Source organism: Spartinivicinus ruber, from assembly GCF_011009015.1.
In the GTDB taxonomy this organism is placed as follows: Bacteria; Pseudomonadota; Gammaproteobacteria; order Pseudomonadales; family Zooshikellaceae; genus Spartinivicinus; species Spartinivicinus ruber.
Genome location: NZ_CP048878.1, coordinates 852,567 through 869,202, shown reverse-complemented (window position 1 = coordinate 869,202; position 16,636 = coordinate 852,567). Strand labels below are relative to the sequence as shown.

General features: G+C 39.7%; 11 protein-coding genes. 4 read left to right on the top strand and 7 right to left on the bottom strand.

All coding sequences use genetic code 11. The features are described 5' to 3' along the window. The first annotated feature begins 459 nt into the window (after window positions 1–459). Window positions 460–618, top strand: coding sequence for a shikimate kinase (locus G4Y78_RS30940; protein WP_230425695.1), 159 nt, complete (start codon window positions 460–462; stop codon window positions 616–618). A 444-nt stretch (window positions 619–1,062) separates the two neighbouring features. On the opposite strand, the gene G4Y78_RS03905 is transcribed toward G4Y78_RS30940, so the two are convergent. The 7 genes from G4Y78_RS03905 to G4Y78_RS03875 all read right to left on the bottom strand — a co-directional run bounded on the left by G4Y78_RS03905 (window position 1,063) and on the right by G4Y78_RS03875 (window position 11,988). Next, window positions 1,063–1,353 (bottom strand): MarR family winged helix-turn-helix transcriptional regulator, encoded by a 291-nt coding sequence (locus G4Y78_RS03905; RefSeq protein ID WP_163831790.1) that lies wholly within the window; start codon window positions 1,351–1,353, stop codon window positions 1,063–1,065. Between the two features lie 209 nt (window positions 1,354–1,562). Next, window positions 1,563–6,410: an OmpA family protein gene (locus G4Y78_RS03900; protein WP_163831789.1), complete on the bottom strand. Its 4,848-nt coding sequence runs from the start codon at window positions 6,408–6,410 to the stop codon at window positions 1,563–1,565. Further along, window positions 6,407–7,450 (bottom strand): hypothetical protein, encoded by a 1,044-nt coding sequence (locus G4Y78_RS03895; RefSeq protein WP_163831788.1) that lies wholly within the window; start codon window positions 7,448–7,450, stop codon window positions 6,407–6,409. Before G4Y78_RS03895 ends, G4Y78_RS03900 begins: the two co-directional genes overlap by 4 nt. A 247-nt stretch (window positions 7,451–7,697) precedes the next feature. Next, window positions 7,698–9,236, bottom strand: a complete 1,539-nt coding sequence (locus G4Y78_RS03890) for a hypothetical protein (protein ID WP_163831787.1) — start codon at window positions 9,234–9,236, stop codon at window positions 7,698–7,700. 88 nt (window positions 9,237–9,324) lie between these two features. After that, on the bottom strand, window positions 9,325–10,923 hold the full coding sequence (locus tag G4Y78_RS03885; protein ID WP_163831786.1) for a HAMP domain-containing sensor histidine kinase: 1,599 nt from the start codon (window positions 10,921–10,923) through the stop codon (window positions 9,325–9,327). Continuing rightward, window positions 10,917–11,636: a response regulator gene (locus G4Y78_RS03880; RefSeq protein ID WP_163831785.1), complete on the bottom strand. Its 720-nt coding sequence runs from the start codon at window positions 11,634–11,636 to the stop codon at window positions 10,917–10,919. Before G4Y78_RS03880 ends, G4Y78_RS03885 begins: the two co-directional genes overlap by 7 nt. A 7-nt stretch (window positions 11,637–11,643) precedes the next feature. Further along, a complete protein-coding gene (locus G4Y78_RS03875) occupies window positions 11,644–11,988 on the bottom strand; it encodes a translation initiation factor (protein ID WP_163831784.1) in 345 nt (114 codons plus the stop codon). 196 nt (window positions 11,989–12,184) lie between these two features. Between G4Y78_RS03875 and G4Y78_RS03870 the strand changes: the two genes are divergently transcribed. The 3 genes from G4Y78_RS03870 (at window position 12,185) to G4Y78_RS03860 (ending at window position 16,635) form a co-directional block, all read left to right on the top strand. After that, complete coding sequence (locus G4Y78_RS03870; RefSeq protein ID WP_163831783.1) at window positions 12,185–13,735, top strand: FMN-binding glutamate synthase family protein; 1,551 nt, start codon at window positions 12,185–12,187, stop codon at window positions 13,733–13,735. A gap of 378 nt (window positions 13,736–14,113) precedes the next feature. After that, window positions 14,114–14,986, top strand: coding sequence for a glycine zipper 2TM domain-containing protein (locus tag G4Y78_RS03865; RefSeq protein ID WP_163831782.1), 873 nt, complete (start codon window positions 14,114–14,116; stop codon window positions 14,984–14,986). Continuing rightward, the gene (locus G4Y78_RS03860; protein WP_163831781.1) at window positions 14,971–16,635 is read left to right on the top strand and encodes a hypothetical protein; all 1,665 of its coding nucleotides are present in this window, start codon (window positions 14,971–14,973) and stop codon (window positions 16,633–16,635) included. The genes G4Y78_RS03865 and G4Y78_RS03860 overlap by 16 nt, the downstream gene beginning before the upstream one ends. Window position 16,636: the final 1 nt, after the last annotated feature.

Below are 16,636 nucleotides of genomic sequence, written 5' to 3'. Positions count from 1 at the left end.
ATATCAGACGTTCGTAACTTCAAAAGATCATGAATATAGTATGCATACCCAATAGTAAAGGGTAAAGCTACGACTTTTGGATAAGATATATCACCTATAGTGGTGTTTATTTGATCAGAAAACAGCCTGTAAGAGATAAACCCTTAATCTATACACAAGTAGTAACCATTCCTTAAACAGCAAATGAATGATAGATCACTACTTACTGTAAACATATAATCACCCAGATACATAAGTCTAATAACAACTCTTCAAAAAGCAGGTATATCCTTTATAAAAGTAAAACAACAATATTATTTGTATAACATTCACCCAACAATAAAATTTTCAGGAGCTAACAGCTGTTAAGATTTGTTCCAGTTAAATTTGTGAGCATTTAAAGTCTATTTTTAAATTCAGTATTTACAAGCATAGTATTTTTACGACAGTCTCTAAACATTCGGTATTAATAAGGGAAACATGAAAAAAATAAATGTAATCTGCACAAGTGGTAGTGGTAAATCCACTTTTGCGAAAATATTAGCACAACAACTAAATTACTCATATATAGAAATGGACTCAGTATTTTGGAGTAAAAACTGGTATTGGATGGTAACTACCGTCGTACTACACCGATAAAGTGGAAAGAGGTCGATACCATTATTTGGATAGACTACAGCTTTACTAGAACTTTATACCAAGCAATAAAGCGCCCCCTATCTAGATCCCTGACCAAACAAGAACTATGGCCTGGCACAGGCAATCGGGAAAGTTTTAGCAAACTTTTCTCAAAAGACTCAATTGTACTTTGGACAATCAAAACTTATTTTAAAAATAAGGCTAAATATGCGAAGCTAGCTGAAGATAAAACATACCAGCATATTCACTTTGTTCGCTTGAAAAGCCCAAAAGAATGCCACAGATATTTGAGTCAATTACTTTAAAATATCTCTTTTAAAACCTGATAACTCCCCTACCACAACACAATAGGAACTCATTAAGGTTGGCCTTAACAAACCTATCAATATAAGGTCGCCGTATCCTACGGGGCTAAAGCTTTAAATTGGCTTTTCAATCCAATAGCTAAAGTCTTTTTAACAAAGATTTACCTTTAGCAGTCAGCCAAATTAGCTTGAAGCGCTTATCCTCTTTATCCTGTTTAACCTTGATAAGCTTTGTACTACCACTACCTTCCCTTCCCTCTTCCAAACGACGAATCGTAGTAGCAACATTTTTCTCATTAACACCCATAAACTGAGACAACTCAGATACAGAGCAACCCTCGTTGTCTTTGATAGCCATAAGTGTAGCTAGCGTCCTAACGGTAAGGCGAGGGTGTTGGGTAGATAGATTAACTAGTTTTTTTGTATTCATTGTTGGCACTTCTATTACTCGCTTGAGATAATGATAATAATGGCAGGTAACTGGGGAATATCAAGGAATACAAGCTACATCACTTGTTAAAATCCTCATAAGCGGGTTTAGGGAGGCCAACCGCTGTTTTCCTGTAAGTTGGCCTGTAGAAAAGTGGGTAACTGTACAATCAGGTCTGAGACTCTACACATTATACGAACAGCTTTAATTTACTCAAAGTAATCCTGTCGAATGACCATCTTAGTGCTATCTTCCGTCAACCACTTATAAATTGCTTGCTTTTTCTCTTTCACTGATTTTAGGTAAAACTCGACATCTAGTGATTTATTTACTTTTAAAGTTTTTCCACCTTGCTTCGCTTGTTCTTCATTCTTCAAATACCATTCAGCATCTTTTTTAGTTTGTTTCAAGTCCTTATATTGCACCCACGGGCATCGTTCCATATCCAACATTTTATTAGGTAAGGTTAATTCAAACTCACCATTAATATCTTCATTTTTCAACCCAGAGTTACCTGTAGTACTGATTTTTGCTTTAACCCCCCAATAGGCGTTAGGCATAATTGGCTTATTAGGGTCAGAGTAATAATGAGGGCGTGAGTCTAAATTGAAATTCCAGTGTTTATAGGTGATACCAAATGGTCTCAATGCTTGTACTTTTTTACCCGTAAAGTTGGTGTACTCAGGTATAATCCGGGCCATATAAACTTGTTTAGTCTTATCTTCATAAATATCCTCTCCCATCATCAGACCAAACAAGCTAAAACCCCAAGCTTGACTAAGCGGATCTTCCTCTAAATCAGATATAACTGTTAAGGCGGCACTATCAGTTAAGCCTTGAACGACATCTCTTGCCGCACTAGAGACACTATTAATATCAGCTATACGCCATTTAATGGATTTTTCACCTCTTCCTTCACGGACAATCTCTCCAACATGTTCAAGCTGCACACCAAAACTTGGCCCTTCATTACCACTATTAACTTCCTCCAAAGTTACTTTAGCAGGAATATTTTTCCAGTTAATATTTTGATTTTTATATGATTCAAGTTTTAATTCATCACAAACGACTAGCACCACAATCTCTATTGGAGATGCCCAGTTATAATGTACAGCTGTATTAATAGGTCGGTCATCATCATAACGTACATTATTATAGCCAAGTGCTTTGATGTAACTTGCATTAGGATAAATATAATGTTTTTGTCCTTTTAGCCGAATTAGTAAATGAGCTTCTGGATTATCAAATAACTCTGGATATTCAAAGCCTTGCTCACCAATGGCTAAAAAATCAGGGTCTAGCAATAAATGCTCATCTTTTATTGCTGCCCCCTTAGAGCCAGGATGTTTATATTCTCGCTCAGGGTCTAAAGTAACATGAAACACACTATTAAAAGAAAAACCTACTTCATGGGCAAGGCGACTTGTATCCTCACCATAGATATGGCCTTTAGGATAGTCTTGTCCAGATACACGAATGTAACGCCGAGTTGAACTGTTATTCCCCAGTGTCACTTCAAAGAAGTAATCCATCCACCAAGCCCCAAAAAATGTTTTATACTCTTTGCGACGTTCAGCAAAAAACTTACTGGCTAGAGGTTTAACCCCTAAAATAACCTGACTACCATACTGATAAGAAGGATGATAAATAACCCCATATAAACAATCCTTATTTAACATTTCGAGTACTTCTTTGGTTTTATCTTCAGACCTTAAATCCTTACTTGATAACTTACGAACCCAAGTGGCCTGTTTTGGCCCTTTCATATTCCACCAATCACAGCGAGTTGGTTGAAACTCTGCAGGGAGAATATAAGTTGTACCTTCCAGATCTAGTTTTTTAAGCTCCTCTCCCACTTCTTGTTTTAAAACTACAATTATTCTTAGTTGATGGTAGGGTGAAATAGCACCATATTTATGAAGTGGCTTCCAATCATTATCATTTTTTGAAAAACGATCACGAACATAAATACATGTATACTCATATGAGTTATAATCCAAGAATGCAAAGTCAGTCCTAAAACTTTGCATTAGTCCAGTCATACTGCTGGTATCAATATAGTGAATTGGGAAATATTGCTGAAAGTCGGCTTTTCTAGCTAAATCAACAGGTGCATTAAACCTTGCGCCAATATAACTCGCACCATGAATATAATATGTTGATTTTCTGTTTAAAAAGAAACTGGCAAAACCAGCTCCTCCTCCAGACTTTAAATCAACAGGCGAATAAATATCATGTATTCCTTGAGCTGTTTCCATAGCCTTTACTACAAAACTTTTTTGATTAGCTACATCATCTGAAGCCCACTCAGTCATTAAGTGCTTTTTCGATATAGAGCCTCCAGTTAGTACATCGATAATTTCTGCCATTTGCACCCTAGTTGCCCAGTATTCATCTAGTCCAACAGGCACCACAGCATTAAAATCGGCATACCAATCATCACTTAATACATAAGTTTGGATATACTCTTTAACAAAAAATTTCTCCAATGCTTCTTCATAGTTCTGATTTTGCCCAGCACTCCCTCCTTTGCTCGTAGCATAAATGCTAGCCCTAAAGAGTAAGCCCACTAAACCATTTAGTGCCATTGCACGAATATGAAACTGTATATATAAGCGCCGGAAGTATTCATTTTCTTTACTACTATTTTCTAAAGCATGAATTTGGTTAACATAGTCTAGCTCTTGATAATGGTTAAATAATTTTTTGGCTTCTTGCACCCCATGACCATGCAAAATATTATTCAACTCATCCATTACTGAGCACAGTGCTTTAACACCATCTTTAAGTAATTTAATACCAATTGCATAAAGCTGTACTCCAGGTACGTAAGATAGAACCCCTAACACAGTATCTAACGCCGACTCTGCTGCTGCAACAATTTTCTCATCAATTTCAGCTTTAGTAGCTACTGCTTTAGCCCTGAACTTTTCTAACATATCCGTCCCTTCCCTGCTGGGGGGATATATATAATTAAGGGGGAATTTAGGAATAACCGCCACTACCCGTCGGCTTTTCTCATAATCTACTTTACCACTAATAATAATAGGATCTTGCTCTCCTACGCCTATTACATTGACCCGATGCGCTTTAATTTTACTCGAAATACCTAATAACTTTTCCTGAACAGTTTTTGCTCGCCGCTCTGATAAGGTTAAATTATATTTAGTGGGGCCTTTAGGGCAAGCATGACCTTTTAGTGTAATCGATAAATAAGGCAGCTTTTCCATTGCCTCAGCTAGCTGATTTAAACTACGGTCAAACTCAGTGGAGCTTTGATCAAAAGGGAATACCACATTTAAATAGAGAGAGCCATCTGTTTTATCTTCAATGAGCTGGGTTTCTACTCCAGACTGAATTATCTCCTCGAGCTTTTGCTGATAAGCCTCAATTTTTTGCTTATCTTCTGTTTCTTCTACAGGCACAGCAATATGCTCATCATAAGCTTTTACTGCCCCAATCCAATCACTGGTAGTACTACTCCCTTTTTTCAGTGAGTCACTCACCCCTTTTATATCATTAAATAATGAAAATACAGATGCAACTGTGCCCGCCACCGACAACCCTCTCATAACAGGCACCATAAACCGCTCAGGTATTCGAACCGTATGGGCAAAGGTTTGGTTATAGCTAGGGTCAGAAATCCACCAAGCACGAGTTGCAAATTGCCTAAAATCTGGCAAATCTCGTGTAGCAGGGTTCACAAGATCCAGAAAATCTCGGGAGGCACTAACTAAATCATTCCCTGAAGTAATTAAATCAATTGCAGTATTAAAGTTTGAATCTGTACTTATAGCTTTCAAATTACTTATTATTAGCATCGCCCAAGCTTTAGGGCCATCTGCCCCTAAAATACCTGTAGCAAGGTCAGTATACCCTTTAGCAACATTATAACTATGTAACGCCGTTTCTATTCCTTCAGGACCATGATCAGCCTCTTTAGCCTTTTGCTCAGGCACATCCCCCCGATCAGAAGCCACCATTACTCTATTAGCATATAAATTAGGAAATTGCTTTACCAAAGATTCTTCTACACTAAAAGGATCACCATTAATTATTTCAAATTCACCAATAGGCTTTTTAATACCAAAGCGAAACTTTTCTTTTAGAATATAAAAACCATCTTCTTCTATTTTATTTAAATAGCTAGTTTTTTTTATACGTTGCCATGCCTGTTCTGATGGTATAATTTTAAGTTGATAAAAATCGGGGGGCAATTTTGATTCAGATACTATAAACGCAACATACATCGTTGTATTGGCAGTAGCTAGAGGTTCAACATTCTTCCTCACTCCTATAGGCTTACCATTTTTATCAAGCAGCTCTACTATTGTATCCACGTAGTCCATATTAGAAAACACAACTAGTATCACTTGATAATATGGAATTAAAAACCCTCTAATGGTTTTACGATTATATTGCTTATACCAATCTTGATATTTTAACTCACTTTCATCTTTTTTTCTTATTTTATCTTGATCAGGCTCCCTCATTCTAACTACTTTTGAATCACTAGTTACTTTTTTTACTGGAACCTCAACCGCTTTTAGCTTAACCGCTTTACCGTTAAAACCACCATCCAGCTTATCAAATAACTCCACCATCGTTTCTGCCCAAGTTTTCTCACCCGGCTTGGCTCCTGCATATATATAGCTAGCAGCCGATAATGGTGGGAAAAAGAATGCTTCTTCTTTATTCTTAGCATAAATATTAATCGGTTCCCCTATTTTCCAACAGGGGACCTTTTCTTGAGATACAGTAACCTGTAGTTTTGATGCTTCTTTTTTATTGGTATTAGCATCTTCAGCAGCAACAATAGTGACAATCGCACCTATTTCATCGGTTTGCAGTAAAACTGGTTGCTTCTTGGCTTTCTCTTTATCATACTTTCTTGTAGAAGTTAGTTCACCCTTATCATATTTTTGCCTTTCTACAAACACCATCGACTCTTTAGCCAGTAATACATTTGGCTGTAAGCTAACTTCTCCCTCGGGATTACCACTTTTATCTACCGAAGCCGATAAAAGATAAACTCTGTCTTTATTTACTTTTTTCATCGAAAACTCTTATTATAAACTGAAAAAGATTTAAATAGACTTCCTCCCCTTGGAAAGTTTTTAAGCCTAGTTATTTTCTTTGTTTTCAAGTCAATACTCTGCAAATAAAATGAAGACTTTTCTGAACTACCTCCCTCTGCTTGGTAGCTGAGAAGATATAGTTTATTATCTGGCCCAATGAATGATTTTTTCTGAGCTGAATATGTATAAAGACTGCTCTTTGGTTCACTAAAACTAAAAACTCCCCTTTTATAGTAGTCTCCATAGGTTGTGTATATATACCTACTTTGATTTGTATTTACATACACCTCATCGTGGTTAATCTTTTCACTCCACTGCCACTTCTTGACAACTTCACCACTTTCAAAGTCAGATATCATAAATTCCTTACCAGAAGCAGAGAACACTTTTTTCCCAGAATCAAACAAATAAAAAGGTGATCCAAATTTATGCGAATGCTCTTTTATTTCGCTTGTCTTCAAATCGTAGCGTTTCACAGTTTGAGCATTCAAGTAGTGAAGAAAACGACTATCTTGACTCCAATTAAATGAAGGAATTCCAACACCATCCTCAATAACTACTCGTTTACGCTTTTTTAGATCCCAAATACAACGATAATAGCGTGACTTTGCAGGGACTAGCCAAGTATAAGCTAAGTAACGATTATTTGGTGAACGAGAGATAGTTGCTCCAAAAGGACCTATTTGCCCTTGTTCTCCACCACCAAGCTCGTTATTTGAGGCAACCTGCCTTAAATCTCCTCCAGTTAAATCTGAGCTCCAAACTTCTCTGATAGCCTTTTTGCTGGTAGGAGGTTTCCACAAAAACTGGATCCGTGGTGTTTTATATATAGAAGGATCATTAATATCTTCTTTAGCAAATTTAAACTCAGGTGGTTTAGGCTTGGCAGCTTCTTTTGCTGCTTGTTGTGCTTCTTCAATAGCAGCTTGGGTAGCAGGATTGATCACTGCCTCATCGGTTTGTTCACAGCCTGATAGCAACAATATGCTGCATAAAACTGATATCACTGCTTTATTCATTAGTTTACCGTTTATTTCCTTCATTCTTTTTAGTAAGGAATATTAAAAATTCCTCTTACCCTTATTACATTCTAAAGTTCACACAAAAGTTGGAGATATGGAGTGACAGGGGATTCTGTAGCGGCGACAAGGATGTCGCTTTAGCTCTTGATGAGCCAAGGATGGCACTTCAAGAACGGAGGAAGAATGGCCTGTAACTCTATATCAAACACCCAAACCTGTTTTCTAAAACCCCTAATAACATATGTTACTCTTCAGCTGTACTGAATGACTGAGCCACTTGATCATTTTCAGTTAACTGCTCCATAGTCATCTTATAAAATAAAAACTGTGGTGGTATATCCAGCTGATTTGGGTCTTTAATTAAGTCGAAGGTATCCCCTTCTGGGTAATCCTCAAATGCCGTTTGTACCCAACCTGGCTCTACATCTTCCATATCTTTAACAAAAATAGTTTCAGTCCAACCGCCATTACTTTGTAAAGTAAACGACATATCAACTGGCTTAGGCATACCAATGCCATACTCATACGTCAAAATAAATGAACGCGGCACTGCATCCAAATACGCCACTGCAAACTTGTGGCCCCGATGTTCATCCAAATAATTGGAATGCTTTTTTCTGGGGTTTTCTGGTGGTGGGACGACTTCTGGGTCTTGATCTAGCAGTGCAGGTGCTATTGGGCCAACGGGGCCTTGATTTAGGTCGAAGTGTTTGCCGCTTTCGTATACATCAATAGCATCAATCGGTGTGGTACGTTTGTTCAGTTCTACTGGGCTGCCTTCCAGTTGGTCTATTTGTTCCCAGGTTAGTTGCTTACGGGAATACATCATTCGGTAGCCGGTTATTATGCTGCCGTTGGCTTTAAATGGAATCCAAATGGTGTGGAAAACAGTGCCTAATGCCTCTCGCTTTTCCGGGTTGTCTACGGCAAATTTATTGGTGCGCATACTACGGTAGTAGTGTAACCGGGTGTCACGATAGGTTTGGTGTTTATTAACTAACAGCTCACGCCATAGCTCATTACCTTTAAACACATACACCCAACCGCCTTCAGGTAGGATATCCGACTCTCGTCGTAGCTTGTTTTCAGTAATATAGCCCAGAGGTTTCACTGGGATGATCACATTATCCCATTCCTCCATTTCTGTATCTTTATGCACTGGTTGGACATTCTCAGCAAACGGCAGATTAAGCGGAGGCTCTGTAGCACCGGCATTGAACTTATGCATCATTATCCGTAAGCTCAAATTGCGCGGCTTATTCGGAATATTACTGATAGTGACCAGGCTACGGTGCAACGTGCCGTCTTTTTTATAAGGAACTGCTCCCTCATTGAGCTCGACCAAACCATCCTGACGATTACCCGAGATCACCACTTGGTTCATATCCTTGCAAATGCCAGCCACTTCCACGACTATTTTGTAATCAAGGTCCTGCTTTTCTTCTACATCGGGCCTGACGGGTTCCGGTACATACTCTGGTTCTTTCGGCTTACGAGGCTTAACCTTAAAGGGAATACGGGTTGGTTCACCGCGAACACTGATTTGTAGAATGCCATCCTGAACCCGCTTCACTACTTGGTCTTTAAGATCACCTGCACCTGACGATCCTGCAATAGTGGCGAGTTTGCTCTCCAGCATGGGATCAGATCTGCAACATTCATCCAAAAACTGTCGCATTTCATTGTAGGTAGTAAATGGCTTTTCGAAGAAGTCATCTTCACTGGGGTACCCGCGGTAATGTATTTCGTAGGTTTTTCCGCCAGAGGTGAAACGGGCAGACATTAGACAAGCACTCCTTAGCAACAACAATTGATATCAGCAGGCATTGGCTACTATATTTTCTCATTAAGGATAGTACTAGTGCTGCATCCTATAAATAAGAGGCAGCTCCAAATTGTAAAATAAAGCGGGCACCTTTATCACTATCAGCAAGGGTAATACTGCCTTGATAGGTTTTCATTAATGATTTGATAATGCTTAGACCCAGCCCTGTACCACTTTGCTCTCTACGGGTAGTAAAAAAAGGTGTGAAGATTTTTTCTCGATTGGCTAGAGATATTCCTTCACCATTATCAGCAATTGTCAATGCGACTAATTGATTAGTTGTTTTAACATCAATATTTATTATTGAAGCACCATGCTGTTTTGCATTATCAAATAAATTGAGCAGAATGGTTTCAAGGTTATCCTCTGCCATTTTTATCCAACAACTGTTTTGTTCAGGTAGTTCAAGCTGTAATCCCACCTCTCGATAGCGTGGCGCCAATTTGTTCAATATTGCTATTAAATCAGCCGTTTCATTATCACTTGTTTGGCTGTCTGCTCTAGCTAATTCCAACAGACGGGTAACCAAACGCTTTAGCCTGTCTGTATCCTGCTGAATATTTGAAAGAAATTGTTGCTTAGTGGCAGGCTCCATTTCATCCATGTGATCCATTAACAACTCCGCTGCACCTTGAATACTGGTTAGCGGTGTTTTTAATTCATGAGAGACATGGGCAGCAAATTCGCGGATATATTCTGATCGCTCATGCAATGACTTAGCCATTTTCGAAAAACTTTTTGATAATAGCTCCAGCTCTTTGGTAACAGGGTATTCCAATGGCTCCATTGACTGATGATCACCTTCCGAGACTTTGGTCGTTTTTTTAATTAACCGATAAATTGGCTGTGAGATAGTATAAGAAGTAAAAAGTGCTAACAGGAATGTTAAAACAATGATGGTTATACCCGCTAAAATCACCTTGTCTTTTTCTGCATATAAATGTTTTAGAATATTTTTAGGGGTTCGGGACAAATAAACAATCCCCCACAGTTGTTCACCTTGAATTATAGGAAAAGCGACAAATACCCTAATGCCAGTGCCTCGACTGATCGAAGCCAATGCAGGTGGTGGTTCATCGGAAATCCGTTGCCTGATAACACTGGTGTAACGCCCTTCCATTGCAGATTTTATTTCATGCAAGTGGGCAAAGGACAAGCCAACCTCTCGCTGCCCTGCAATCACATTACCTTGATAATCCAATAGCCGGATGCCTGTAAGAGTGGTTTTTTGCGAATCTCGCAATACGGTTGATAAAGTGTTGCCAACTTGAACAGCTAATGCATCTGCAGGGGATTGTGGTGTTACTCCATTTGGCCTAGGAGGAAATAACTGATTATTAGCCAAATCAATTTGCGGGTAAACAGGTGTATAATAATTATCAATTTTCTGTTTAATATAGCTGGTTACTTTTATTCCATAATTAGATTTATCCAGCAATAAACTCGACACTTGATGTTTATAGCTAGCAGCAATTACCGCCGCCTGAGAAATTAACGATAATTCTGTTTGCCTGACCAACTCGTTTTCATAAATTCTAAAGAAAAATATACTCCCCAAAGGTAAAACCAGCACCGCCAAACTGACAATAAGAAACACCGTTCGTAATTGCAGCCTACCTCGGTATTGCTTGCCATCTGTCAGCATGTTTTTTTGGCTAACCGATAGCCCACACCATGAACTGTTTCAATAATTAATTCACACCCAGCTTGCTGAAACTTGTTTCTTATGTGCCTAATATGGCTATCAATAGTACGGCCACTGACGTGGATATTCATATCATAAGCAGCATTCATGATGCTATCACGATCAAACACTTTTTCTGGGCGACGTATAAAGCTATGGATAATCGAAAACTCCATTGCTGTCAGCTTAACCAGCTTACCGCTCCAAAACACTTGATGAGTTTCTGGCTCAAGCACTAATAGGCCATAAGTTAACTTTTCATATTCATCTGCTTGTTGAGATAGCGTTTGCTGTTGATCAGCACTGGTTGGCTGTACCCGTTTTAAAATCACATTGACTCTGGCAACCAGCTCTCTAGGGCTAAAGGGCTTAGTGACATAATCGTCACCCCCTATTTCCAGACCAATGATTTTATCTACCTCATCATCCCGTGAGGATAAAAATAAAATCGGCACTTCCGAGGTTTTTCTAATAGCCTTACAGACTTCCAATCCATCCAGTTCCGGCATATTAATATCCAAAACAATCAAGTCAGGCTGATGTTGTTCAAACAACTGTAACGCCTGTCGACCATCCTTTGCTTCCACTGGCTGCATACCCGCCTTTTCTAACGCAAACACTATAACCTGGCGAATATGCGGGTCGTCATCTGCTATTAGTATTTTCTTATCCACTGGGTGCTTAACCCCCACCCCGTTTAGCCGGATACCCTAACTTATTCAGCTCATCCACCAGGGTATCGCAATGATCACCTTGAATTTCAATCACTCCCTGCTTTACTGCTCCACCAGTGCCACAACGTTGTTTCAATTTTTTCGCTAATGCCTTCAAGTCATTACCTGTCAGCGTCAAACCTTGGATAGTGGTTACGGTTTTTCCCCCTCTACCTTTCACTTCTCGGCGCACTCTTGCAATCCCATCTGCAAACACTTCTGGCGCCGTATCAGTTACCTTTTCTGGTTTGACCCGACCTTGTTCAGTAGAATACACTAGTCGACTATTATCAGATGGTTCACGTTTTGTCATATGGGGATACACTCTACATACTGGGTAATCTAAATCATAGATTTTACCTGGGATAATAGCCCAAGCAACTGCTGTATTAACCTACCAATAACTATACCCTTCTTGAGTGGACCATTCACTTTGGCTATATATGCCCCCTATAATTAAGCTAATAAACTATTCATTCGCGTAAAATACGCCCTTATGAGAGAGAGCCATGAACACTTCGCAAGAAATTTTCACACTTGGTAGTGATTTTATTATTGCCGTTATTTTAGTCGCAATTATCTCTCTCATTATTATAACTATTGTTTGTTATATCATTGATATTACCCAAACCAAGCATGCTATACGCCGTAACTACCCTGTCATTGGTCGGTTTCGCTATTTTTTTGAACACCTAGGAGAATTCTTCCGCCAGTACTTTTTTGCTATGGACAGAGAAGAGCTTCCCTTTAACCGGGCTCAACGTAGCTGGGTGTATCGCACCGCCAAAAACGTAGACTCTACAATTGCTTTTGGATCAACTCGCAACTTGAGTACTCCTGGTACGGTCTTATTTGTTAACTGTCCATTTCCAACATTAGAAGAGGATGCAGTTTCCCCCCAGCCTATCACCATTGGCCCTTACTCACACCACCCCTACACCACAGAGCGTTTTTTTCATATATCTGCAATGAGTTATGGGGCTATTTCCAAACCTGCAGTGCAAGCATTATCCCGCGGCGCCAAGACAGCTGGGTGCTGGCTAAATACTGGAGAAGGAGGGTTATCCCCTTATCACTTAGAAGGTGGCTGTGATCTGGTTTTTCAAATTGGTACAGCCAAATACGGCGTAAGAGATGAACATGGACAGTTAAGTGATGAAAAACTTCAAGAAATCGCTGCTCATCAGCAAGTCAAAATGTTTGAAATTAAAATGAGCCAAGGGGCTAAACCGGGTAAAGGGGGAATATTACCTGGCGTTAAAGTCACTTCCGAAATTGCAGCCATTCGAGGCATTCCTGAAGGGCAAAGTTCAATTAGCCCTAATGGCCATCCTGATATAAAAACCGTTGCCGACTTATTGGATATGATTCACCGGATTCGCACAGTAACTGGCAAACCCGTTGGTTTTAAAGCCGTTATTGGTGCCTATGGCTGGTTGGACGACTTATTTGCACTAATTAATCAGCGAGGCATTGAAAGCGCCCCAGACTTTATCACTATCGATAGCGCTGATGGTGGTACCGGTGCAGCCCCCATGAGCTTAATGGACTACATGGGGCTGCTATTAAGGGAAAGCTTACCTCTAGTTGTAGATAAACTTGTAGAATACGGCTTACGTGACCGAGTAAAAGTTATTGCATCGGGTAAATTGATTAATGCAGCAGATGTTGCCTGGGCATTGAGCTTAGGCGCAGACTTTGTAAACTCAGCACGCGGTTTTATGTTTGCATTAGGCTGTATTCAAGCACTTCAATGCAACAAAAATACTTGTCCCACAGGCATCACCACTCACAACCCGAGGTTACAAAAAGGCCTAGTCGTTATGGACAAAACAACACGTGTTGCCAACTACGCAAAAAACATGGAGCATTACGTTGGCGTCATTGCACACTCTTGCGGAGTGAAAGAACCTCGCCAGCTAAAACGCTATCATGCCCGCGTAGTAACCGATAACGGCCTTTCCATACCACTGGATCAATTACATCCGAATATCATCGCCACCGATAAAGTGCCAAGTCATCACTCAACAGCTGCCACCACGTCAGATCTACCAAGTTAATAATTACTCATTTAATGAAACCGGAATAGTTTGATCAACTAATCAGTAAATACCAATTGCCAATTTGGCTAATAGCATAATAGCTATTCACAGGTTAAAGTTACCGGCTGATGCTGCATCCTGTTCAGCATTACCGCTAGCTAAATGAACAGTCAAAGCCTGGGTAAAGAGCTATGTTTACATAAGGCTGTATGTGCATTGTAAGCCCATCATTTTGTTTTCAGACAATAATGGGTTTGAGGAAAATCACATATCCTTGATCAATTGGCACATTTTTTGGGTTATGCTTTGGACCATAGTAAAACTATCGTTATTATTGGTCCCAGATTAGACATATCCTTCTCAAATGACTTTAGAGAGAAGTACAGGGAACATGACATGAAGAAAAAACTATTGGCATGCGCCATTTGCACCAGTCTTGCTTTTAGCTCTGGCTGCGAAAACATGAATCTAAATAAAGAGTCGCTTGGTACAGCGATAGGTGGTGTTGCAGGTGCTTTAGCTGGCTCTCAAATTGGCAAAGGTAAAGGTCGAAAAATAGCCATTTTAACGGGTGCTGTACTAGGTGCTTATATCGGTAATCGAATTGGTGCTCACCTAGATGAACAAGATCGTATCGCATTACAACAACGCTCAGTAGAAGTACTTAACCAAACCAAAGATAACCAACCTGTTGTATGGAAGAGCGAGAAAACAGACGCTTCAGCGACGATTACACCTTCCAATAGCCGCAGTGAAAATCGCCCTGTTTCAATCGTTAGAGATAAGCGGGTAGAGCCTGTTGCTAATATGACACTCATTGGCAAGCCTTATAAAGTCGTAAAAAGCGTAAATATCCGTAATATGCCCAGTACCATCGGCAATAAAGTGGGTGGTCTTAACTCTGGGGATGTAATTACTGCTGTCGGTCGCACTAAAAGTGGCTGGATTTTAGTGGCAAAAAATAACATCACCCTTGGCTACGTCAGTGGCTCTTTCCTAAAACCTCACAGTGCTGCATCTTCATCAGGAGACTATCAAGCAGTCGCCATGCGTGATGGTGGCGTTACCCTGGAGCAAGTGAAAAAAGACCAGTCTGGCGCAATTGATCTGGACAGCGTTAACCTAGACGATATCGAACTGGTAGAAGATAAAGTCGTTGCCCAAACTGACTGTAGAAATGTGGATTACAAAATAACCAATAAAGGACAAGAAACCACAGAAACCTTCAACGCCTGTAAAGGAGCTGATGGTGCATGGGAAATTATTTAAAGTGGTCTCGAGCTACCAAGCCCCCACATTTTAGTTATGTTCCCAAGCTCGCTTTATGTATCTTTTTAACTGCTGTTTTCTCGCTAGCACACGCTAGCGAGAAAACAAAACGCGTTGCCTATTCAAAAAAGTTTGGTATTGAAGTTTTTGCCTTATACCAAGGTAAAAGTTGGTGTAACCCTATTGTTAACATTGAGCTAAAAGCAAACAACCCAGCTATTTTTAAGTCTCCTAACATCAGTGCATTTATTAAAAAAATAGGAGCTGTGTTGCCTACAGAGTGCGAGCAAGCCCACCAGTTAAACATACAGGGTAAAGATCAGCAGAACCAATTGCACTTTACTGCAGAAGCCAGCACTAAAGACCAAATTGCCTGGCAGGTGACTATTTTAAAAACAGCCCCTACCGCCGTTGAACCCAGTCAACCAACGGTTCCTACTGCTCAGCCTGACACCAACACCCTGGTTGCAGAAGAAGCTAAGCCAAGCAAAAAAACAACAGTAGCAGCCTGGCAGCCTCCTAAATCACAACCGCCAATAAAATATTCAGCAGGCGCGCAAGACTTTGAAATATCAACAAACGACTGGCGTTGTAAACTTAAAATTAATCAGCTAAATAATCCTCGTGAACAAAAACTACTTGTGCTCAAACCCCAAGGGTTAGGCTGTGATGAAAATCGCCTAGCCTATGGACAAGGTGTCGCTAATATTAGCTTCTATGACGGGCGAACTTACGAACAGTTAAAAGGTAATTTTTATTTGGGTTACCATTTTGACTATACCGTTGCAATAAATAAAAAGTTTTTGCTTCATCGCTCCCGTATTGATAAAAGAGAAGCCCTCTCCTTTTATCTTGGTGAATTACCTGTTTTTGATACACAATTAATTGGTGTTTTATTTCACACCAACCAGGGCTGGAGTTTTAGTAATGGCGCTGTTATTGCTCTTACCCAAAATAAATCTTTATTTCAAAATACTCGCCTAATTAAACAATTTGAAAAAGCTGTCAGTGCCAAAGCAGCCGCTATTAGTCATGCAACAAATAACTATAACCTATACGTAATGGATCAGCTTGAATTACCTATTAAACAAGATAGTAACATGATGTATAGTGCACAGTTTACCAAGCAAAATGAACAGTGGCAGACTGCTGACGATACTATCAAAAATTATATTGCAGGTAATATTAACCAAGCAACTCAAACAGCCCTATCACAAGGTTCCTTAGCTAGCCGCATTCAACAAGACACTAAGCGACTGAAAAAAGCAGCCTTAGAAGATCGGCTGACTTATTTATATGATGATGTCGATAAAATCAGCAACCCGTTATTACAGGCAGCACAATTTTTCTACACCCAAAACAAACTAAAAACATTTGTTTTGGTTAAAGTTAATAAAGTTGGCAACCCTGCCACCGTAGACTGGCCCTACCCTATCGAATTACATAACACAAACAATATTAATAAACTGGGTTGGTTTTTGGTTTGGGGAGAAGTTAGAGGAAACCCCAATAAAGTTTCCCCCAGTGGTTTTCTTATTCCACAAATATTTGTCGATAAAGTCAAAGCTTGCGAGCAAGAAGCCTGCCGTGAATACAATGATGTCACTCATTTAGTACTCGAACGCTACCAAATGACCGAGTGGCAATAGC